24 protein-coding genes are annotated in these 19,279 nt (G+C 39.6%); 3 read left to right on the plus strand and 21 right to left on the minus strand.

Going from position 1 to position 19,279, the window contains the following annotated elements; all coding sequences use genetic code 11:
• The first annotated feature begins 70 nt into the window (after window positions 1-70).
• A complete protein-coding gene (gene trhA, locus KP78_RS14300; protein WP_041090043.1) occupies window positions 71-706 on the plus strand; it encodes a PAQR family membrane homeostasis protein TrhA in 636 nt (211 codons plus the stop codon).
• Window positions 707-737: 31 nt separating this feature from the next.
• Here trhA and KP78_RS14305 read toward each other — a convergent pair whose 3' ends face one another.
• The 16 genes from KP78_RS14305 to KP78_RS14375 all read right to left on the minus strand — a co-directional run bounded on the left by KP78_RS14305 (window position 738) and on the right by KP78_RS14375 (window position 14,933).
• Entirely contained in the window at window positions 738-1,235 is a 498-nt protein-coding gene (locus KP78_RS14305) for a dihydrofolate reductase (protein WP_041090044.1), read from the minus strand.
• Window positions 1,236-1,249: 14 nt separating this feature from the next.
• Window positions 1,250-2,194: a thymidylate synthase gene (locus tag KP78_RS14310; RefSeq protein WP_041090045.1), complete on the minus strand. Its 945-nt coding sequence runs from the start codon at window positions 2,192-2,194 to the stop codon at window positions 1,250-1,252.
• A 104-nt stretch (window positions 2,195-2,298) separates the two neighbouring features.
• Window positions 2,299-2,895, minus strand: coding sequence for a YpjP family protein (locus KP78_RS14315; protein ID WP_041090046.1), 597 nt, complete (start codon window positions 2,893-2,895; stop codon window positions 2,299-2,301).
• A 253-nt stretch (window positions 2,896-3,148) separates the two neighbouring features.
• The gene (locus KP78_RS14320) at window positions 3,149-3,931 is read right to left on the minus strand and encodes a class I SAM-dependent methyltransferase (protein ID WP_041090047.1); all 783 of its coding nucleotides are present in this window, start codon (window positions 3,929-3,931) and stop codon (window positions 3,149-3,151) included.
• 52 nt (window positions 3,932-3,983) lie between these two features.
• A complete protein-coding gene (locus KP78_RS14325; protein WP_041090048.1) occupies window positions 3,984-4,418 on the minus strand; it encodes a BrxA/BrxB family bacilliredoxin in 435 nt (144 codons plus the stop codon).
• Window positions 4,419-4,430: 12 nt separating this feature from the next.
• A complete protein-coding gene (locus tag KP78_RS14330) occupies window positions 4,431-5,564 on the minus strand; it encodes a conserved virulence factor C family protein (RefSeq protein WP_041090049.1) in 1,134 nt (377 codons plus the stop codon).
• Between the two features lie 71 nt (window positions 5,565-5,635).
• The gene (locus KP78_RS14335) at window positions 5,636-7,516 is read right to left on the minus strand and encodes an ABC-F family ATP-binding cassette domain-containing protein (RefSeq protein WP_041090050.1); all 1,881 of its coding nucleotides are present in this window, start codon (window positions 7,514-7,516) and stop codon (window positions 5,636-5,638) included.
• Window positions 7,513-8,169: an HD domain-containing protein gene (locus tag KP78_RS14340; RefSeq protein WP_041090051.1), complete on the minus strand. Its 657-nt coding sequence runs from the start codon at window positions 8,167-8,169 to the stop codon at window positions 7,513-7,515. Before KP78_RS14340 ends, KP78_RS14335 begins: the two co-directional genes overlap by 4 nt.
• Window positions 8,166-8,702 carry a hypothetical protein gene (locus tag KP78_RS14345; protein ID WP_131272631.1) on the minus strand — a complete coding sequence of 179 codons (537 nt, stop codon included), beginning with the start codon at window positions 8,700-8,702 and terminating at the stop codon, window positions 8,166-8,168. Before KP78_RS14345 ends, KP78_RS14340 begins: the two co-directional genes overlap by 4 nt.
• Window positions 8,703-8,783: 81 nt before the next feature.
• On the minus strand, window positions 8,784-8,930 hold the full coding sequence (locus tag KP78_RS20815; protein WP_235420951.1) for a hypothetical protein: 147 nt from the start codon (window positions 8,928-8,930) through the stop codon (window positions 8,784-8,786).
• An 18-nt stretch (window positions 8,931-8,948) separates the two neighbouring features.
• Entirely contained in the window at window positions 8,949-10,634 is a 1,686-nt protein-coding gene (locus KP78_RS14350) for a formate--tetrahydrofolate ligase (RefSeq protein WP_041090053.1), read from the minus strand.
• A gap of 338 nt (window positions 10,635-10,972) precedes the next feature.
• Window positions 10,973-11,392: a transcriptional regulator MntR gene (mntR, locus tag KP78_RS14355; RefSeq protein ID WP_041090054.1), complete on the minus strand. Its 420-nt coding sequence runs from the start codon at window positions 11,390-11,392 to the stop codon at window positions 10,973-10,975.
• A gap of 88 nt (window positions 11,393-11,480) precedes the next feature.
• Complete coding sequence (locus KP78_RS14360) at window positions 11,481-12,353, minus strand: metal ABC transporter permease (protein WP_041090055.1); 873 nt, start codon at window positions 12,351-12,353, stop codon at window positions 11,481-11,483.
• A 2-nt stretch (window positions 12,354-12,355) separates the two neighbouring features.
• Window positions 12,356-13,258, minus strand: coding sequence for a metal ABC transporter permease (locus KP78_RS14365; protein ID WP_041090056.1), 903 nt, complete (start codon window positions 13,256-13,258; stop codon window positions 12,356-12,358).
• Entirely contained in the window at window positions 13,233-13,988 is a 756-nt protein-coding gene (locus tag KP78_RS14370; RefSeq protein ID WP_041090057.1) for a metal ABC transporter ATP-binding protein, read from the minus strand. Before KP78_RS14370 ends, KP78_RS14365 begins: the two co-directional genes overlap by 26 nt.
• Window positions 13,989-14,933, minus strand: coding sequence for a metal ABC transporter solute-binding protein, Zn/Mn family (locus KP78_RS14375; RefSeq protein ID WP_041090058.1), 945 nt, complete (start codon window positions 14,931-14,933; stop codon window positions 13,989-13,991).
• A 355-nt stretch (window positions 14,934-15,288) separates the two neighbouring features.
• Between KP78_RS14375 and cspD the strand changes: the two genes are divergently transcribed.
• Window positions 15,289-15,489 carry a cold-shock protein CspD gene (cspD, locus tag KP78_RS14380; RefSeq protein WP_041090059.1) on the plus strand — a complete coding sequence of 67 codons (201 nt, stop codon included), beginning with the start codon at window positions 15,289-15,291 and terminating at the stop codon, window positions 15,487-15,489.
• A 76-nt stretch (window positions 15,490-15,565) separates the two neighbouring features.
• On the opposite strand, the gene KP78_RS19385 is transcribed toward cspD, so the two are convergent.
• Window positions 15,566-15,742: a zinc-finger domain-containing protein gene (locus KP78_RS19385; RefSeq protein WP_084220093.1), complete on the minus strand. Its 177-nt coding sequence runs from the start codon at window positions 15,740-15,742 to the stop codon at window positions 15,566-15,568.
• Window positions 15,743-15,765: 23 nt separating this feature from the next.
• A complete protein-coding gene (locus tag KP78_RS14385) occupies window positions 15,766-16,419 on the minus strand; it encodes a reverse transcriptase-like protein (protein WP_041090060.1) in 654 nt (217 codons plus the stop codon).
• A 330-nt stretch (window positions 16,420-16,749) separates the two neighbouring features.
• Between KP78_RS14385 and KP78_RS14390 the strand changes: the two genes are divergently transcribed.
• Window positions 16,750-17,136 (plus strand): reverse transcriptase-like protein, encoded by a 387-nt coding sequence (locus tag KP78_RS14390; protein WP_041090061.1) that lies wholly within the window; start codon window positions 16,750-16,752, stop codon window positions 17,134-17,136.
• A 40-nt stretch (window positions 17,137-17,176) separates the two neighbouring features.
• On the opposite strand, the gene KP78_RS14395 is transcribed toward KP78_RS14390, so the two are convergent.
• From KP78_RS14395 to KP78_RS14405, 3 genes are read right to left on the minus strand one after another with little or no spacing between them, the layout of a single operon-like run.
• Window positions 17,177-17,449, minus strand: coding sequence for a DUF6123 family protein (locus KP78_RS14395; protein ID WP_041090062.1), 273 nt, complete (start codon window positions 17,447-17,449; stop codon window positions 17,177-17,179).
• Window positions 17,446-18,345, minus strand: coding sequence for a 5'-3' exonuclease (locus tag KP78_RS14400; RefSeq protein WP_041090063.1), 900 nt, complete (start codon window positions 18,343-18,345; stop codon window positions 17,446-17,448). The genes KP78_RS14395 and KP78_RS14400 overlap by 4 nt, the downstream gene beginning before the upstream one ends.
• A 16-nt stretch (window positions 18,346-18,361) precedes the next feature.
• The gene (locus tag KP78_RS14405) at window positions 18,362-19,219 is read right to left on the minus strand and encodes a sulfurtransferase (RefSeq protein ID WP_041090064.1); all 858 of its coding nucleotides are present in this window, start codon (window positions 19,217-19,219) and stop codon (window positions 18,362-18,364) included.
• Between the last annotated feature and the right edge of the window lie 60 nt (window positions 19,220-19,279).

A 19,279-nucleotide genomic window follows, 5' to 3' on the forward strand; every position in this document is an offset into this window, starting at 1 on the left:
TTATGACGAAAATAAATATTTTGCAGAATAAAGGTATTAATGGCCTTCGTAATTAAAAGGAGCTGAAGTGATGACAACATTTGATTACAAAGATTGGAAGGAAGAATTAGCTAATGCTGTCACCCATGCCGTTGGATTTGTTTTAAGTATTCCCGCATTGGTGTTTTTAATTATAATAGCCGTTGAACGAGGTACAGCATGGCATATTGTAAGTTTCACTATTTTCGGGTCTACGATGTTAATCCTGTTTCTTTGTTCCACACTACTTCATAGTGTTCGAGGTATAAAACTAAAAAAACTATTTGCCATTATGGATCATTCAGCCATTTACCTGCTTATCGCAGGTACCTATACACCCTTTATGCTTGTAACATTAAGAGGGGCACTTTCATGGACGATTTTTGGAATTGTATGGGGACTTGCCATTCTTGGCATTGCCTTTAAATGCTATTTTGTAGATCGGTATGAGGTTGTTGCAACCATTTTTTATCTATTAATGGGCTGGCTCATCATGATTGCCATCGTTCCACTTTATCATGAGCTGACTGGAGCGGGCTTTGCTCTCTTATTGACAGGCGGATTGTTTTATTCAATAGGGGCTATTTTTTATATTTGGAGAAAGCTGCCCTACAACCATGCTATCTGGCATTTATTTGTTATTGCCGGCAGTGCATTTATGTATTTTTGTGTCCTATTCTACGCATAAAAAAGCTGATCCAATTGGATCAGCTTTTTTATTATAATTTTCCTGCTCGATCAAACACTTTAAATTCATAGTCATACGGATTACGTTCGTCTCTGATTCCTTTTACTGAAGAAACTTCTACCCATTCACCAGTATCATATACTGGAAATGCTGTATCTCCTTCAACGTCCACATTGATCACTGTTATATACAGACGATCAACATAGTCTATTGCTGCTTTATACAGTTCACCTCCGCCAATGACAAATGCTTCTGATGCATAATCAGTTTGAAGTGCTTCTAATCCCTGTTCTAACGTATGTACAACGTCAGCCCCCTCATGCAGCCAATTTTTTCGAGATGTTAGCACAATATTCGTTCTTCCTTTTAATGGTCCGTTCATCGCTTCAAACGTTTTTCTTCCCATTAATAAGCGCTTGCCAAGCGTTTTTTCTTTAAAATATGCCAAGTCATTCGGAAGATGCCACGGCATGTCATTCTGGTGACCAATAATTCGATTGTTTGCATGAGCAACAATAATTGAAATCATCTCTCTACTCCTCTCTACACAGCGACGGGTGCTTTAATGGCCGGATGAGGATTATAATCCAGCAATTGAATATCCTCTAACTGTAAATTGAAGATATCTTTCCCTTGCATGTTAATTTCCAATTTCGGAAGCGATCTCGGCTCGCGGGTTAGTTGTTCTTTAACCTGATCCATATGATTGGAATAAATATGTGCATCACCAATTGTATGGATAAATTGTCCAGGTACTAAATCACACTGCTTAGCAATCATATGCGTCAATAGTGCATAACTCGCTATATTAAATGGAACCCCTAAAAATAAGTCCCCGCTTCGCTGATAAAGCTGACATGATAATTTTCCGTCTGCAACATAGAATTGAAATAAGGTATGACACGGAGGCAATGCCATTGAAGGAATATCCTCAGGGTTCCAAGCACTGACAATATGCCGTCTGGAGTCAGGGTTATGCTTTATGGAATCAATGACATCATGAAGCTGGTCAATTATATCACCATTTGACTTTTTCCATGCTCTCCACTGTTTACCATATACATCACCCAACTCACCATACTTCCTTGCAAATTCCTCATTTTCAAGAATTGACGTCAAAAATTTCCGCTTTTGATCATCATAGATTTTTTTGAATTCTGGATCTCGCTGGGAACGAAGGCCAAAGTCTGTCATATCAGGACCGTAGTATCCTGGAGATTCCACCCAATTTTTAAATGCCCATTCATCCCATATATGATTATTGTGCTCAAGGAGATATTTGATATTTGTGTCTCCTTTTATAAACCATAGCAGCTCACTTGCAATGAGCTTAAAAGGAACTTTTTTTGTCGTAACGAGGGGGAATCCCTCTGACAGATCAAACTTCATTTGGTGACCAAAGGAGCTGATTGTACCTGTTCCAGTCCTGTCACTCTTCTCTGTTCCTTCTTCCAACACCTTGTAAAGAAGATCTAAATACTGCTGCATCGACTATCGCTTCCTTTCTTCATTTTTCATTATACAAAAGAAAGGAAGCAAAAAATACCCTCAAAGGAGTTGCAATGTCCATTGAGGGTATTTCTTCTGAGGATTTAATGAACCATTTTTGATCCGAATTTAGCAGGTGTATCTTTCCCCCAATAAACTGTTGCAAGAGTGTGATGCGATTCAAATCCATCATGATGGGAATGATAATGAAAATTAAATGAATATCCTTCTAGAGGAGGCTGGTCTCTTCGCACATGAAAACGAATCACATCTTCTCCCGTTTTTTCATCCATGATATTAAAAATGCGTTCCCCGTCACCTTTTCCAATAGAAGGTGAGATAATCAAGTGCTGATATTGAGCATTCGGGTAAGCAACAACTACTTCCTGTATCGCTTGTTCCATTTTCGGCAAAATAATAGTTTGGAATTCATTTTCAATTCTAGGAAGTATTCGATCACCTAATTTTATTTGTGTTAGTACGTCAGCCTCTTCTATTAACTCTTGTATTACTTCTTCTTTAGAGGTGATGGTTTTAATCTGTGTCTCACTCTGCTGAACTGTTTCAATGGATGAGACTGATTTGTTAGATTGATTGGAGTCGTCCTTTGGCTGGTCTGCCAGTAAATCATTCGGCGTGACCATTCCAAAGGTAATGATTGAAATAAGAACAACAAGTGACTTTTTAATCCAGTTTGGCATCTTTCGCAAATCCCTTCTTGTTTCTTGACTATTAAATACATTATACTTGAATACGAAGAAAACCGCTTTAGGTTTCACAAAATTTACAATTTTTATTAAGGATATTCTTAATTAAGAGATTTGCAAGGAGGGAATCCTATGGAAAGTATTTTAATTAGCTCTGGATTTTTACTAATGCTCGCCTATTTTGTTTATCTCCAATTTGCTGAATAAAACAAAAAACGCTTCGATCTCGAAGCGTTTTTTGTTTTATTTATACATTTAGATGAACATAACCGTAATGTGTTTTCGAAGAAGGACGTTTGATCACTGTCATCCCAAGTTGATTAAATCTACTTGATCGAAAGTGATCCTTTAGAACAATGCGTTTTCTAGCAACACGTTTGGCCTCATTTACTGCTGAAAATAATGTTTCATCGGCATAAATGGCGTGATCTCGAAGTTTTTCAATTCCATTTGATAACGAAATTTCTTCTTGGAACATTGGATCAAAATAAACGACATCAATTGAACGGTCTTCGCAGCTTTTCAAGTAATTTAAATGATTTGCCGCTATAACATCAATTCTTTGCATCGCTTCTTTTAAACCCTCGTTATCCGTTTTCCAATACTTAAGTCCTTGCTTCAGAAAATATGCAATCACCTTATTTTTCTCGACCCCTGTTACTTTACCGGTTGGCCCAACAGCCATTGAAGCCACGATCGCATCAGAACCAAGCCCCAAGGTACAATCTAAAAAGAAATCGCCCTCCGCTAAAAGAGACACCTCTACTAAAGGATCAGTCTCCCCTTTTTCCATTCTTTTTACACGAAAGGCACTGGAGTTGGGATGAAAGAAAAACGGGTCAGTCCTATGGCCATCATAAAATTCAAAGCGTTGTTTACCTATTACAATAATGGGCTGATTCACTTTTTGCTGCATCGATTGAATGGATTGTTTGTTACGATCCCAATACGATGCATGCAATTCAATGGCTACTTCTTTAGCAAGCTGTATTTGTTCTTTCGTAGTACGACCTGAAGTTGTAATAATCAAATGAAATCACCCTCATCCAATCAAAAGAAAAAACGCCGCTATGGCGCCTCTTTCAGCAATGGACATCCATTGCTCCTTTAATATTTTCAACGATTTCCTCTACTGAGTGATCTTCAATATCCTCTCTCGGAATAAAATGAACGACCTCTGAACCTTTCAATAAAGCAATAGAAGGAGATGAAGGCTCGTAGCCGCTGATATGTTCTCTCATTTTCGCTGTAGCCTCTTTATCTTGTCCGGCAAATACCGTTACCAAATGGTCCGGTTCTTTTTCATGCGTAATAAGTGCTTGTGTCACCGCTGGACGTGCAAGTCCTGCCGCGCAACCACAAACAGAGTTAATGACCACAAGAGACGTTCCTTGGAGATCCGTCATGAATTCCTGTACTTCATCTTTTGAAGTTAGTTCTCTAAATCCCGCTTGTGTTAACTCTTGCCGCATTGGCTTTACTAATTGCTTCATATATTCTTCATATGCCATTGACATTCTTAATTCCCCCTATACTCCATTTTGTCTTGCTTCCGTCATCTGTTTCCATACTGATCCTTTGGCTTCTTCACCGCTTTCAATACGCTCGATCGCCATCATTACTTGCAGCTTTACTTCAAATTCAGGATCAGTGGCAGCAGCTTTTAATGCTTCAAGGGATGCAGCAGTTCCCACTTCATATAAAAACATAGCTGCTCTCCATCTTACAAGCTTGTTTTTATCTTTAAGGGCATGGGCCATTTCTTCTTCTGCCTCAGGAAATCCGAGATCAGACAGACAATCACCTGCTGTGCGGCGAACGGTCACGCTTTTATCTTTTAATGCTTTGTACAAGGAAGGCAGAACTCTTTCATCCTCAATCATTCCCAAATACACGACCGCCAATCTTCGAACGGACGGCTTTTCATCCGTTAAAGCTTCATTTAACATTGGCAGATCATCAATCGTTGGCTCTGGCATCTGATCAAGAAGCTGATAACGTCCCTTCCAGTCTTCTGAAGCCCTTAACAATTGAATCGTCACCGGGATCGACTCTCTTTTAAACGGAGCTTCTCTGTTATTTGCTTCCTTAGCAGCTGTTACGATGGCCTGTACTCTGCTGGATGGATAAGAAGCGAGCAATTCATCAATAACTTCCTGTCCAATCTGATCAAGCTCACCATATCGTACACCATAATCTTTCCATTTACGCAATAGGATAACGTTATCACCTTCCAGCTGTACTTCTGCCATCGCTTGAGCAAAATAATCAGGCAATCCAAATCTCTTTTCCTGAAGTCCATCCACCAGCTTTACCTGTAGGGGAATCGTTTTAAATTGAAGAACCTGTACTTGAACTTCACCAAAATGCTCATCAATTTGTTGTGATGCGTTTTGTTCTTCACGCTCCTCTCCAAATGCTTTCCGTACATGAGGAAGAATAATCTGCCAATCTACTTTCGGGTGCCGTTCAACAGCCAGAAAGTCTGCAACATGATAAACTCCCTTCACTCCATCGATTTCAAGAATTGATTGAACCACAGGAGGAGCACCCGCTGCATTATCTTGCTTATAATTATTGCTTTTCCCGCCTGGTAATGCTAGATCCAAAATTACTTTCATTGTATTTGGGCTCGGGGTTGGTTCGATCGATACTATATTCAAAGAACCGCTCCTTTCAAAAGACATTTTACGTTATTTTAACATACACTTCGTTAGGAATCGAAAAGATCGACTCACTCATTAAATTCTGACAAATATGTCCATCTTTCTATTAATTCTTCTAGTTTTTCATCAAGTGCAGCTTGTTCATTCATGATACGGTGTGCTTTTTCAAAATCACTACCGATCGTTTGGAGCTCTTTTTCAAGAAAGGCTTGACGTTCCTCCACCTGTTGGATTTGATCGTCTATCCCTTCCCATTCTCTTTTTTCTAGATAGGACATTTTTTTCTTTTCTTTTTTTATAGGAGCCGCTTTTTGCTCAGTGATTGCTTCTTTTATTACGACTTTTTGACGCTCTGATTCCGCTCGTAGAAACTCAGAATAATCACTTTGAACAAAATCAATCTTGCTCTCTCCGGATAACACGATTAGCTCATCTGCTGTTTTATCCAAGAAGTAGCGATCATGCGAGACGGTAATGACAACACCGCTAAACTCTTCAATATATTGTTCTAAAACCGTTAATGTTTCTGTATCAAGATCGTTGGTTGGCTCATCAAGAAGCAATACATTCGGTTTTCCCATCAGCAATTTAAGCAAATAAAGACGTCTCTTTTCTCCTCCTGAGAGCTTGCGAATAGGCGTTCCATGGACACTTACTGGAAACAGAAAACGTTCGAGCATTTGAGCAACTGAAGCCCTTGATCCGTCTTCTACCTCTATGACTTCCGCCTCTTCCCTAATATACTCGATCATTCTCTTATTCTCATCCATATTTTTAAGTTGTTGTGTAAAATAGGCCATTTTCACAGTCTGACCGATCCTCACCGTACCCTCATCAGCTTCAATAAGTCCTGCCATAATGTTCAACAGCGTCGATTTCCCTGTACCGTTACGACCAACAATACCAATTCGTGCTTTAGGCTGAATGAGCATATTCACATTGGTAAAAAGCACCTTTTGGTTAAAGGATTTGGAGACTTGCTCCAATTCAATTACTTGTTTTCCCAAGCGGCTAGATGCGATCCCAACTTTCATCGAATCTTCACTCGATTTTGATGAAACCTGTTCGTCAAGCGATTCAAAGCGCTGAATGCGTGCTTTTTGTTTTGTCGTTCTTGCTTTTGCTCCTCTTCTCATCCAAGCTAACTCATTACGGTATAGATTTTGCTTTTTCTGCATAGCCTGACCTTCTTGTTCTTCTCTTAACGCCTTCGCTTCAATAAAGGATTGATAGTTGCCATTATAAGAATATGCTTTGCCGCTATCCAGCTCCACCATCCGTGTAGAAACCTGATCCAAAAAATATCGATCATGCGAGACAATGACAACGGCACCTCTATATCGTTTCAGAAAATCTTCAAGCCAAACAATCGCTTCATAATCAAGATGGTTCGTCGGTTCATCCAGCAAGAGAAGATCTGGTGTCTCAATCAGAACTTGCGCAAGTGCAACACGCTTTTTTTGACCACCAGAAATAACTTCCACTTTTTTATTTACATCTTGTATTCCAAGCTTTGACAGGATCGTTTTAGCCGCAGCGTTAGCATCCCAGGCATTTGATGCGTCCATTTCCTGCTGAATTTTCATGAATTTATTTTGTATGTTTTTCGATAAAGGGTTCTGTTCATATTCTGCCAGCGCCTTTTCATACTCTCTCATTAACCGAATAATGGGGGCATCACTTTGAAAAACGGCCTCTAATACCGTTAAGTTATCATCAATATCAGGTTCTTGAGCTAGATATCGCACTACGTAATCAGAAGGATGATCAAGTTTTCCTTCATCCACACCGTCAATACCTGCAATAATCCGTAAAAGACTTGATTTTCCTGTTCCATTCACACCAATAAGTCCAATTCGTTCATTTTCAGTAATCTTCAGCGAAAGACCCTGAAATAGCAGCTTTTCCCCGTACGACTTTTCGATTGATTCAATCACAAATTGTTTCACGCGAGTCCCTTCCATTCCTTAAAAAATTGATTTAAAAATATCTTCATAAAATGATGCCTTTCCATCGCTAATTCTTTTCCTGTTTGAGTAACCATTAAATCCTTCAACTTAAGAAGCTTTTCGTAGAAGTGATGGATGGTTGTTGATTGATTTAAACGATACTCTTCTTCGGTCATGTCCTGTCTAGGCTGAATAAAAGGATCATAAAGGGGAAGTCCGTTACTCCCGCCAAAAGCAAATGTCCGTGCAATCCCAATAGCCCCTATTGCATCCAAACGATCTGCATCACGAACAATCGCTGATTCCTGTGAAGGCAATAAAGTTTCATTCCCACCCTTAAAAGAAACCGCTTCAATGGCTTCATTCATTTCTTTACGTACGTCAATGGTTAATCCAATATGTGAATATACCTTATTTAAAGCATTTTTTCCATCTTTAGGGGTCACATGGAGTTTAGGGTCTCCAACGTCATGTAGCAATGCAATTAGCTCAACGGCTGTTTTCTGGTTGCAGCATTCTTTCTCACAAATAAAAAGAGCCGTCCTTCGGACACGATCAATGTGATGCCAATCGTGTCCAGAATGATCGCGCTCAAAAAAAGGCCGAATAAACTGCTCTGCTTTCAGCAGCTGCTGAGGGGTGATTGTATTCATCCATTTGCCGCCTTTCCTAACATATCGATGGTTTCGATGGTAAAATATACCATATCCTCCACATCACGAAACATTTCCTCTGTAATCGTTCGATCAAAATGGATAGCCATTTCGCAAACAGCAGGATGACGGTTTGATGTAATCTGCCTCCATTCATGGCATCTATGCTCACCCCACTGCTTGCTAAAAACCTCTTGTTCATTCTTTGACCATTTCAATCCTTCTTTTCGAAAGGTTAGAGATATTGCTGCGCCTGGATATTCCTCTTGGGAAGCTTCTGGCAATAATTCTATTGCTAATTTCTTTAAATCAGCATAAAGCTGCATTTCCGCTTCAATGCTATTGTTCGCTGAAGTAAATGTAATAATAAACGTTCTATTGAGTGTAGCAACATCAATTAAATCAGATCGATTTGTGATGGAAATGGTCCCGTCAAGATCTCTGTCATAAATGGTGCCTTCAAGAACGGTCTTAAGATTGTCAAATGCAGTTGGATCAAACAATCTATACACCCTTTCATGCCTTGTTGTCATCGTGTTACTCTATCAAGATGTCGAAACAATCTACTTATATAAATATAAATGAATATTGCCAGGAGCGCTGCTCGTTTGTCTTTATACTAAAGTACCTGAATCCTCGTTTTCACTTTCTTTTGTCCAGTTCCAGCGGTTAAACTCACAAAGCCATAATCCCCACTGCCCAGCTGGCAAGAAGCACCAACCGCAGCAGTAAGACTTATGCTTCTTGAGCAAGCTAACCATTGTCTTCAGCTTTTCATTTTAAAATAAGCCTACAGCTTTACCTTCAAGTGATACATTCATTTTTAGCGCTGCTGGATTTTTTGGTAAACCTGGCATTGTCATAACGTCCCCGGTTAGGGCTACAATAAAACCTGCACCTATTTTCGGAAGCAGTTCACGAATATGAAGGGTAAAATCCTTTGGACGACCAAGCTTTGCTGCATCATCAGAAAGGGAATACTGTGTTTTCGCCATACAAATCGGAAGCTCACCCCAGCCATAAGATTCAAATTGTTCAAGCTGTTTCTGTGCTTTGTTAGAAAAGACTACCTCTTTCGCTCCATATACTTCAGTCGCAACTTTTGAAATTTTATCGGCTAAAGAGTCTTGCAGGCTATAGATCGGACTAAAGAATGAAGGCTTTTCCATTGCTGCAAGGACTTGTTCAGCCAGCTCTAATCCACCTTCTCCTCCTTTTTCCCATACCTCTGTAAGTGCATAAGGTGTTTGCTTATTTCGGCACCACTCCGTTAATACCTTCGTTTCTTCAGTTGTGTCTGTTATAAAACGGTTAATCGCTACAACATGCGGAAGTCCAAATGCTTGGATCGTTTCAATATGTTTTTCCAGGTTTTCTAATCCTGCCTGCAGTGCTGGAATATTTTCTTCTTTTAAAGCAGTTTTGTTCTGTCCACCGTGCATTTTTAACGCACGAATCGTAGCGACAATGACGATAGCATCCGGATGCACTCCAGCAGCGCGTGTTTTAATATTAAGAAACTTTTCAGCTCCTAGGTCTGCTCCAAAACCTGCTTCTGTCACAACATAATCTGCCAATTTCAATGCAGCACTTGTTGCCATAACCGAGTTACAGCCATGTGCGATATTGGCGAATGGCCCCCCGTGAACAAGTGCAGGAGTTTGTTCAATTGTTTGTACCAAATTTGGTTTAAGCGCGTCTTTCAAAAGTAACGTTAATGCACCTTCTACCCCTATATCTGCCACTGTTATTGGTTCTTTATCATATGTATAGGCTACTACAATTAATGAAAGTCTTCTTTTAAGATCTTCAAGGTCAGTCGCTAAACATAATACGGCCATTATTTCTGAAGCAACGGTAATATCAAAGCCATCTTCTCTTGGTACACCCTGAACCGGGCCGCCTAGTCCAACCACAACTTTACGCAAAGCTCTGTCATTCATGTCAAGCACACGTTTCCAAATAATCCTTCTTGGATCAATTTTACACTCATTACCTTGATGGAGGTGATTATCGATCATCGCAGAGAGTGCATTGTTTGCCGTTGTAATCGCATGGATGTCACCAGTAAAATGCAAGTTTATATCTTCCATTGGCAACACTTGCGCATACCCGCCTCCAGTTGCCCCACCTTTCACTCCCATCACTGGTCCAAGAGAAGGCTCTCTCATTGCAATCATGGCACTCTTACCTTTCTTTTGAAGAGCATCTCCAAGTCCAACTGTAACCGTTGACTTTCCCTCACCTGCAGCTGTTGGATTTATGGCTGTGACAAGGATAAGACGTCCATTTTTTGCGGTTTTTAGTCGTTCAATTGCTTCATAGCTTAATTTTGCTTTATATTTACCAAAAAGTTCGATATCATCCTCTACTAACCCGATACCACGAGCAATTTTCGTAATATTTTGCATTGTTGCCTGTTGAGCGATTTCTATATCCGATGGTACAGTTTTATTTGTTGTCATTTTGTCCCTCCAGCTACTGTAATCTTTCCTTATCATAACATGAACAAGATATACTGTCCGTTACCCATTTGTTGAAAAACAGATAATTTTTATAATTATTTTTTAAAAGTAAAAATGGCCAAAAGTACTAGCGTTTGCTTCGTTAAATGATTGAAAATTCTAATCATTTTTATCATCATTTCTGCCCAATTACATCAAAAATATATATAGATTTACGCGCGCAATCTTCCCGTTCTTTATTCGATTATTGAGCATGATTTTTTATTGGTAAATTCAGCCAAGACACTGATACAATAAAAAACATATATGGAAAAAACCTCCCTTGAATGGAAGGTTTTTTATGATTCATCTTTTTCTTGTAACGCATGAAGCTGTTTTGCAAGCTCTGGCCGGTCATCAAAAAATTGAACAAGATCACCAATGCGATCAATAGAATTCCAGCTCAGATGATGTTCAATACCTTCAACATCATTATATACATTTTCTTCTTTCACACCGATCATTTGTAAAAATTCTTCAAGCAGCTCATGACGATATACTAATCGTTTCCCAACCTTACTTCCTTTTTTCGTCAAAACCAATCCCCTGTATTTTTCATACACAAGGTAATCATCTTTATCTAGCTTTTGAACCATCTTAGTGACGGAGGAAGGATGAACGGATAAGCCTTCTGCTATATCAGACACGCGGGCATAACCCTTGTTTTCGATTAATAAATAAATTTGTTCAATATAATCCTCCATGCTTGGCGTTGGCATGTGGGTCCCTCCTATACTCATCTCCGAAAAAAGACGTTATCACCAAGAGTTTACTATATGCGCTAATGGGATACAACAACGGCCTTTATTAAATCGTTTCTCTCTTTTTCTTCAATACTGCAATTCGACCATATCGAGGAGCGAAAACATAACTAAACAAAAAAATCAGACCGGTTGCAAACGCCATTGATCCGGAAATGGAGGTGTTTAACCAGATAGCAATTACATATCCTAAGATACTTGACCCCATGCCAAATGAAGCACTTAATACAAACATTAGCCAAAGCCGATCTGTCCAAAGATTAGCAGATGCTGCAGGTGTAATAAGCATGGCGACGACCATAATCGCACCTACTGCATCAAATGCTGCAACAGTAGTAATTGATACCATTGACATAAATAGATAATGCATGACTAGAACGGGTATACCAAAGCTAGCCGCGAGGGCAGGATCGAAGGTAGTTATTTTCCATTCTTTATAAAACAATAAAATTACCATTAAAACAAGGGCCGTGACGGTAACAAGGAGCACAACTGCAAGCGGAACTTCGCCAACAAGCGGAACATCAATTAAATTCCACGGAACAAAGGAAATTTCTCCCATCAATGCATGATTAACATCAAGATGCACATTGCCAACACTTGTAGCAATTAGAATAACACCAATTGAAAATAAAGTTGTAAACACAACACCGATCGCGGCATCAGACTGCAGGCCTTTTGACTGAAACCATTGAACGATCCATGTTGTCAACAAGCCTGCAAGCATGGCCCCAATCAGCATGCCCGTTCCTTGCAGCGATTCGCTAATCATAAAAGCGATAACAATCCCCAGCAGCACAGTGTGACTAATGGCATCTGCCATCATGGCCATCCTGCGCAAAATTAATAGTACGCCGATAATGCCGCAGCTAATCCCTACAAGTGATGCTGTTAATAAGATCCATCCAGTATAGCTCATGTTTAATCCTCCTTCACGTCATGTGAGGATTTGAGTGACTTATATTTTGATAATTTCATACGCTGTATCCATAGTCCATTTTTCGACCCTAAAAACAAGGAGACTAAAAAGATCACAGAAGACGAGACAACAATAAACGGTCCCGTCGGTAATCCCTCACCAAATGCACTGATCAGCGTACCCAGGCCTCCGGAAATCCCTCCAAAAACAGCAGAAAGTACAAACATGATCAGCAATGAATGTGTCCAATATCTTGCACTTACAGATGGAATAATGAGTAATGCTGCCATTAAAATAACACCAACCGCTTGAATTCCAATCACAATGGTTACCACCAGCAAAAAAGTATAAAATGACTCATAAAATTTTACTGGAATCCCCATCATTTTGGCATGATTGGGATCAAATAAAACAACCTTCCACTCCTTAAAACGGAAAACGATTACCAGCATGACAATGATCGCCAATACCCCCATGATCATAGCGTCAGAGCGGATCATAGAAGCTGCCTGCCCAAAAATAAAACCATCTAAGCCACTTTGCTTCCCTTGTCCTACCTGGTTTGCAATGGTAAGAAGCATAATCCCTCCACCGAAAAATACAGAAAGTACAATTCCCATAGCAGCATCTTCTTTTATTCGTGTTGATTGATGTATGCCTTGAATTAAGCAGGCAGCAATCAGCCCACTCAATCCGGCACCTATGATCAGGAACATTAAATCTTTTTCACCCGTCATTAAAAATGCGATCATGACACCTGGTAAAGCAGCGTGGGAAATGGCATCACTCATCAGCCCTTGCTTTCTAAGATTTGACATGGTTCCCATCATACCGGCAGCCATCCCTAACATAACTGCACTGACAAATACCCATTGAAAATTACTGCTTAACAGGATGTCTGCCATTGAATCCTCCTTCTAGCCACTGAATCGCTCCTCCATATGTTTTACTTAGATAATCCGTTGTAAAAACCTTTTCAGTCGGACCATGTGCAATTAGTTTCTTATTCATAAGCAATACTTGATCAAAATACCTTGGTACAGTTTGCAAATCGTGATGAACAACGAGTACTGTATGCCCTTGTTCCTTTAGTTCATGCAAAACACTCATAATGGTTTGTTCTGTTTTTGCATCTACACCTGCGAATGGTTCATCCATAAAATACAAATCAGCCTGCTGAACTAATGCCCTGGCCAAAAATACTCGCTGCTGCTGCCCCCCAGAGAGCTGGCTTATTTGCCTTGTTGCATAATCAGTCATTGCAACCTTATCTAGTGCTTCCATTGCCTTTTGACGGTGTTGTTTGCCTGGAATACGAAGCCAGCCTATCTGTCCATACAATCCCATCATCACAACATCTAATACATTAGTGGGAAAATCCCAATCGACGGCACCTCGCTGTGGAACATATCCAATTCTCTTTTTTTCTGTCTCCAGCTTTTTGCCGAAAAATTCGACTTCTCCCTGAAGCTTCGGCTGTAAACCTAATAATGTTTTTAACATCGTAGATTTGCCGGCACCATTAGGACCAATAATACCTGTCAATGTTCCTTTCCGGACCGAGAAAGAGAGTGAGTCCAATACGACCTTATTTTGATAAGCAGTAGATAAACGTCGAACATCAAGTACATTCATTTATTCTCCCTCCTTAAGGAGTGCTTGTGATATCGTTTCGATATTGTGTTTATACATCCCGATATACGTTCCTGTTTCGGTACCTTTTGCACCCATTGCATCAGAATATAATTCTCCGCCAAGCGTAACAGAATGCCCGGCTTGGGTTGCTCCTTCTATCACAGCTCGAATGGAACGTTCACTGATACTGCTCTCAACAAAGACTGAAGGAATCTCCCTTTCCACTAACAAATTAACAATTTCCTGTATATCTGAAACACCGATTTCATCCTCTGTGCTCAGACCTTGCAGTCCAAGTACTTCAGTGTTATACATTCGTCCAAAATAACCAAATGCGTCATGTGCAGTCACAAGAACACGCTGCTCATCCGGAATTGTTGCCATCGTTTTCAAGCTTTCAGTTTTTAATTCTTCCAATTGTGAAAAATAAGCCTCTTTTTGTACATTTAGCTCCGCTTTATTATTTGGCAGCAATTCCTCTAATTCTTTTGTTGCATGATCTAACGCGGTCATCCAAATGTCTATATCAAACCAAATATGTGGATCTGTAACAGCCGGTTCATCTGGATCATTCAGTAAATCCTGAGCTGAAACCGCATCCGCTAGCGCCAATACCGGTCTATCTTTTCCAATCTGTTCAAACACTTCATCCATTCTTCCTTCCAAATGCAACCCATTATAAAAAACAATATCCGCATTTTGAAGTGCTTGAATATCACGTTGAGTCGGTTGATAAATGTGTGGATCAACTCCTGGTCCCATAAGGGTCGTTACCTCTAAGAACTCTCCGCCAATTTGTGAAATTGAATCACCAATCTGCGAGGTCGTCGCAACCACTTGGATTGGCTGGTCCTCCCCTCCCTCTTTTTCTGCCACATTGCAGCCGACCAGAACAAATGACATAACCATGATGCTCACAAATCGTTTTAATGCTTTTGAGTACATACTGTTTACCCCTTTCTTTACCTCAACCTATTTTATTGGTCTAAGGCAACTTTTACGGTAAAAAAATAAATTTCACCTAAATATAAATTTTTAGTAGAAGTTATAAATGTTTCCTTAAGGCAACTTTAATTTTTTTTAGCACGCTTGTCAAGAATTAAATCCAATTAATCATTATTCAATATTTTGAAAATTCAAAAGTTGTCTTGACTCTTCTTAAACTTGTGTTGTATAGTAAAATCATCATTTAGCAGATTATGTACATTTTATGTCAAACCTGTGAATAGATAATCTGTAAATGAAAAATACACTCGCTTGAGCACGGTGCTGTGCTTCGTAAGTTGTAGGAGGATTTAACATGCAAAATGGCAAAGTAAAATGGTTCAACAACGAAAAAGGGTATGGTTTTATCGAAGTAGAAGGCGGAGATGATGTATTTGTACACTTTACTGCCGTTCAAGGTGATGGATACAAATCACTGGAAGAAGGTCAAGAAGTGTCGTTTGAAATTGTTGAAGGCAACCGTGGACCTCAAGCTGCAAACGTTGTAAAGCTCTAATAAATTCTTGTAAATTTTGGCTGACGATACACTTCGTCAGCCTATTTTCTATTTGAGTATAAGAAATCATTGATGATTAAGCCAAATACTTTCCATATTTTTGTATTTTCTCTCCCACTGTACACTGCTGAATACAAAAACTGTGAGCATGTGTTTTTCCATAATCGGCTCTGAGCTGTTTTTTAACTAAACAATCCTTGCAATAGGTGTTTAAAAGCTCCTCTACTTCATCAATCACCTTTCTTCTTTCCACTATATTCATCGCCCTTTCATTGGTTACATTTCGTTATGGCTGCGGATCGAAATTCCTTGCACTGCTTGGGAAGCTAATTTATCCGCATCTTTATTTTCATTTCGTTTTACCGCAATGCCTTCAAGAACTATATGATTTCTTCTACACTCTTCTTCAATACGGTCCAACCATCGTTGAAGAGCGGGTTCATAGCAGGGCCACTCTCCATTTAATTGGTTTATTACAACAAGAGAATCTCCTGTCACTTTGACAAGCTGATGTTCGATACGCAGCTCAGAACACAGCTGTATAGAACGGTACAGAGCCGCATATTCTGCTTCATTATTTGAGTTGATCTCCTCTAGCTGATCATTCTCCCGAATACGATAAGACATGTCATCTTCATCGTATGTCAATACGATTCCTATTCCTGCTTTATGATCACTCAACCTAAAACTTCCATCGAAGTGGATCGAGACGTTGGTTTTTTCACCTTTTACTTTTTCCGTAAGCTTTTTAAATTCTTTTAACGTCCAGGAATGTCCAAGATTATCTTCAATAACCAGATCCTTCATCCTTCCTGTTTTCTCTAAATCTTTTATATAAGGTAAAACGTACTTTCCTTCGATCCAATCAGAAGAAAAGGCGACTGACGGCAACGCTTGGTGGTAATAGTTAAAGTGAAGCCTAACATCCATCATTTCTCCTCCTATCTGTCAGTTGATTTCCATTTTACTCTCTTCTAGTTTATGATGGCAAGCCTCACGTTCAAGGAGAAAATCGATTGATCTTGGATCGATGGATAAAAATAAAAAAAGAATGGCACTTGTGGTTCATGAATGTTTTGACAACGTTCGATTTAGATTATATTTTTATTTATACTACTACGATTCGATCAAAATCAATTATTAACTTTATCGGTTCTATGTGGTTCAGCATTTATTCGTTATTTTATTCATACACGCTTATATCTAAAAAAAGATGTTTATTTTCGTGGACAAGCCTGTTGCGTTAAAAGGAGGAGTTCGATGATTGAATTATATATTGATGGCGCGAGTGCCGGTAACCCAGGTCCAAGCGGTGCGGGTGTTTTTATAAAGAACGGAGACCAGTCACAAAAGCATGCCATCCCCCTTGGAATTATGAGTAATCATGAGGCTGAATACGAAGCCCTAATTCACGGGCTAACCTTGTGTTTACCATATCGAAAACAAATTATTTCCTGCCGAACAGATTCTCAGGCGGTTTTTGGTGCTGTGGAGAAAAGATTTATTAAGAACAAACGCTACCTTAATTATTTTGAACAAATGATTCCTCTACTCGACCAGTATGATTTATTTTTTATCAAATGGATTCCTAGTAAAGAAAATCATGTTGCTGATGAACTGGCAAGAAAGGCAGTGTTTTATAAATAAAAATTGCCCCCCGTGACGTAGTCTCAACGGGGGGATGTATTTACATTTTTATTCCTTTATCTTTAAAGTGCTTTAGCATGGTTCCTCTTGATTTATACTTGGTTCTTACCAACTCTTCTAGGACTGACATATAGAAGCTGCTATCAAACCGCTGCTGAACTTTCAAGGTTACTTCGATCGCTACTTGAATGATGATATCGGAGGCTTCTGTGTATTTTCGCCCAAAATAAATAAATCCAATCGCTTCGTCGCCTAATTTAAATCCTTTCGTTTCTAAATCAGCCAAAAAATCCTCTAACGATTGATGCTTCATTTCGAATCTCCAGCCGCATCAAGGCGATCTGATAAAAACCTTTTCACTGCTCTTAATTCGTACTCGTCGATTGCAGCGGAAGCGAAGGACGGGACGCCATTCCATTCTCCAAATGTAGTCAGCCCTTCAAGAGGAACTTCACAGTGTATAGCTGCCAGATTTCTTGATAGATGAAGCATCTCCATATCCTGTTCAATTTTTTTGGCCAGAGAAGGAGTAAGCTTGTTGATATTTTGAATAATCCCCTCAATCGTACTGTACTCACGAATTAGCTTAAAGGCCGTTTTTTCACCTATACCTTTAACACCAGGAAATCCATCACTTGGATCCCCCATTAATGCTTTTACGTCAATAAATTGAGCTGGTGTGATTTCATATTCTTCCATAAAACGAAACCGGTCAAATCGCTCATAAGTACCGTAGCCTTTTTTTATCAGCCAAATTTCAATGTCATCATCAAGCAGTTGAAGCAAATCCTTATCTCCACTAACAATGGTAACCTTCGAAGAATCATGAACACTTTTTGCAATTGTACCTATGCAATCATCCGCTTCATAGCCGGAAAGACCTATATTGACAAATGAGAATTTTTCTGCTATTTCCTTTACTAAATCAAACTGTGGAATTAACTCCACAGGCGGCTGCTGTCTATTTGCCTTATATCCATTATATAAGTCGTTTCGAAATGTTTTTTGTCCCATATCCCAGCAAACCGCAACATGCGTGGGTTGGATTTGATTGATGGCCGTTAACGCATGACGCAAAAATCCTTGTATCGCATTCGTAGGTATACCGTTGCTATTGACCATAAATTGGCCCGTTATGGCAGTGGCAAAATATGAACGAAATAATAGCGCCATTCCATCAATTAGTAATATATGCTTCTCTTTTTGCATCATGATGCCCCCTTGCTTACCCCTTGTCCTGACTTCCAGCTATCTCACCTGTTTCAATTTCATTTTCTTCATAAGAAATCCAGTCGCTATAGCTACCTGGATATAATTTAACATTTGTATAGCCAGCTTCCTCTAATGCCAGAACATTCGGTGTAGCCGTAATTCCACTGCCACAATAGACAATGAGAGGTGTTGTCTTTGAAAAGTCAGAAAAGCGTTCCTCCTGTTTTTCACCAGAAAGAAACAGACCATCCTTTAATCCTTCAACCCAGTCTTTATTGACGGCACCTGGAATATGGCCAGGCACACGATCAATCGGCTCCTGAATGCCCGCATAGCGTTCTTTTGCACGAGAGTCAATAAGAGTCGCCATCGTTTTACCTTGTACGATATCTTGTATACCTTCATGATTTATAATCATATTTTCTTGTATCATTGGTATAAAAGTCTTCTCTTTCACAGCTGGAATGACATGATCAAGTAAATATCCGTTTTCTTTCCATTTGCGAATTCCGCCATCTAATACATACACCTTATCATGACCAAAATAACGTAATAACCACCAGCAGCGTGAAGCAAAAGCTCCCTCACCACCGTCATATGCAATAACCGTTGTTGCATGATCAATCCCTGCTTTTTCAAGCAGTTCCTTCAATTGATCTTGTTGCGGCAGTGGATGACGACCTCCATGCTTTCCAGCTTTTCCAGATAAGTCCTTCTCTAAATCGAAATAAACGGCTCCCGGGATATGCTCTTTCTCATATAGCAATCTCCCTTCATTTGGATGTTGCAAGGAAAAACGACAGTCAATAATTCGAAGCTGCTGATCACCTAAACGGTCGTATAGCCAGTTAACATCTACAACATTTTTCATCTATCGTTCCCTCTCTTTCTCCATTAGTTTTTTCACATGGGGTTTTGGTTCCCAACAATT

The sequence above is a fragment of the Jeotgalibacillus soli genome, from assembly GCF_000829435.1.
Taxonomy (GTDB): domain Bacteria; phylum Bacillota; class Bacilli; order Bacillales; family Jeotgalibacillaceae; genus Jeotgalibacillus; species Jeotgalibacillus soli.

Bases quoted from the DNA above. Each gene is read 5' to 3' on its own strand.
- KP78_RS14390 (WP_041090061.1), top strand. From the start codon at position 16,750: ATGATTGAATTATATATTGATGGCGCGAGTGCCGGTAACCCAGGTCCA.
- KP78_RS14400 (WP_041090063.1), bottom strand. From the start codon at position 18,345: ATGCAAAAAGAGAAGCATATATTACTAATTGATGGAATGGCGCTATTA.
- KP78_RS14395 (WP_041090062.1), bottom strand. From the start codon at position 17,449: ATGAAGCATCAATCGTTAGAGGATTTTTTGGCTGATTTAGAAACGAAA.
- KP78_RS14375 (WP_041090058.1), bottom strand. From the start codon at position 14,933: ATGTACTCAAAAGCATTAAAACGATTTGTGAGCATCATGGTTATGTCA.
- mntR (WP_041090054.1), bottom strand. From the start codon at position 11,392: ATGCCAACGCCAAGCATGGAGGATTATATTGAACAAATTTATTTATTA.
- KP78_RS14340 (WP_041090051.1), bottom strand. From the start codon at position 8,169: ATGAATACAATCACCCCTCAGCAGCTGCTGAAAGCAGAGCAGTTTATT.
- KP78_RS14310 (WP_041090045.1), bottom strand. From the start codon at position 2,194: ATGCAGCAGTATTTAGATCTTCTTTACAAGGTGTTGGAAGAAGGAACA.
- KP78_RS14405 (WP_041090064.1), bottom strand. From the start codon at position 19,219: ATGAAAAATGTTGTAGATGTTAACTGGCTATACGACCGTTTAGGTGAT.
- KP78_RS14350 (WP_041090053.1), bottom strand. From the start codon at position 10,634: ATGACAACAAATAAAACTGTACCATCGGATATAGAAATCGCTCAACAG.
- KP78_RS14315 (WP_041090046.1), bottom strand. From the start codon at position 2,895: ATGCCAAACTGGATTAAAAAGTCACTTGTTGTTCTTATTTCAATCATT.
- KP78_RS14325 (WP_041090048.1), bottom strand. From the start codon at position 4,418: ATGTCAATGGCATATGAAGAATATATGAAGCAATTAGTAAAGCCAATG.
- KP78_RS14360 (WP_041090055.1), bottom strand. From the start codon at position 12,353: ATGAGCTATACTGGATGGATCTTATTAACAGCATCACTTGTAGGGATT.
- KP78_RS14365 (WP_041090056.1), bottom strand. From the start codon at position 13,258: ATGGCAGACATCCTGTTAAGCAGTAATTTTCAATGGGTATTTGTCAGT.
- KP78_RS14370 (WP_041090057.1), bottom strand. From the start codon at position 13,988: ATGAATGTACTTGATGTTCGACGTTTATCTACTGCTTATCAAAATAAG.
- KP78_RS14305 (WP_041090044.1), bottom strand. From the start codon at position 1,235: ATGATTTCAATTATTGTTGCTCATGCAAACAATCGAATTATTGGTCAC.
- KP78_RS14385 (WP_041090060.1), bottom strand. From the start codon at position 16,419: ATGGATGTTAGGCTTCACTTTAACTATTACCACCAAGCGTTGCCGTCA.
- KP78_RS14345 (WP_131272631.1), bottom strand. From the start codon at position 8,702: ATGACAACAAGGCATGAAAGGGTGTATAGATTGTTTGATCCAACTGCA.
- cspD (WP_041090059.1), top strand. From the start codon at position 15,289: ATGCAAAATGGCAAAGTAAAATGGTTCAACAACGAAAAAGGGTATGGT.
- KP78_RS20815 (WP_235420951.1), bottom strand. From the start codon at position 8,930: ATGGTTAGCTTGCTCAAGAAGCATAAGTCTTACTGCTGCGGTTGGTGC.
- trhA (WP_041090043.1), top strand. From the start codon at position 71: ATGACAACATTTGATTACAAAGATTGGAAGGAAGAATTAGCTAATGCT.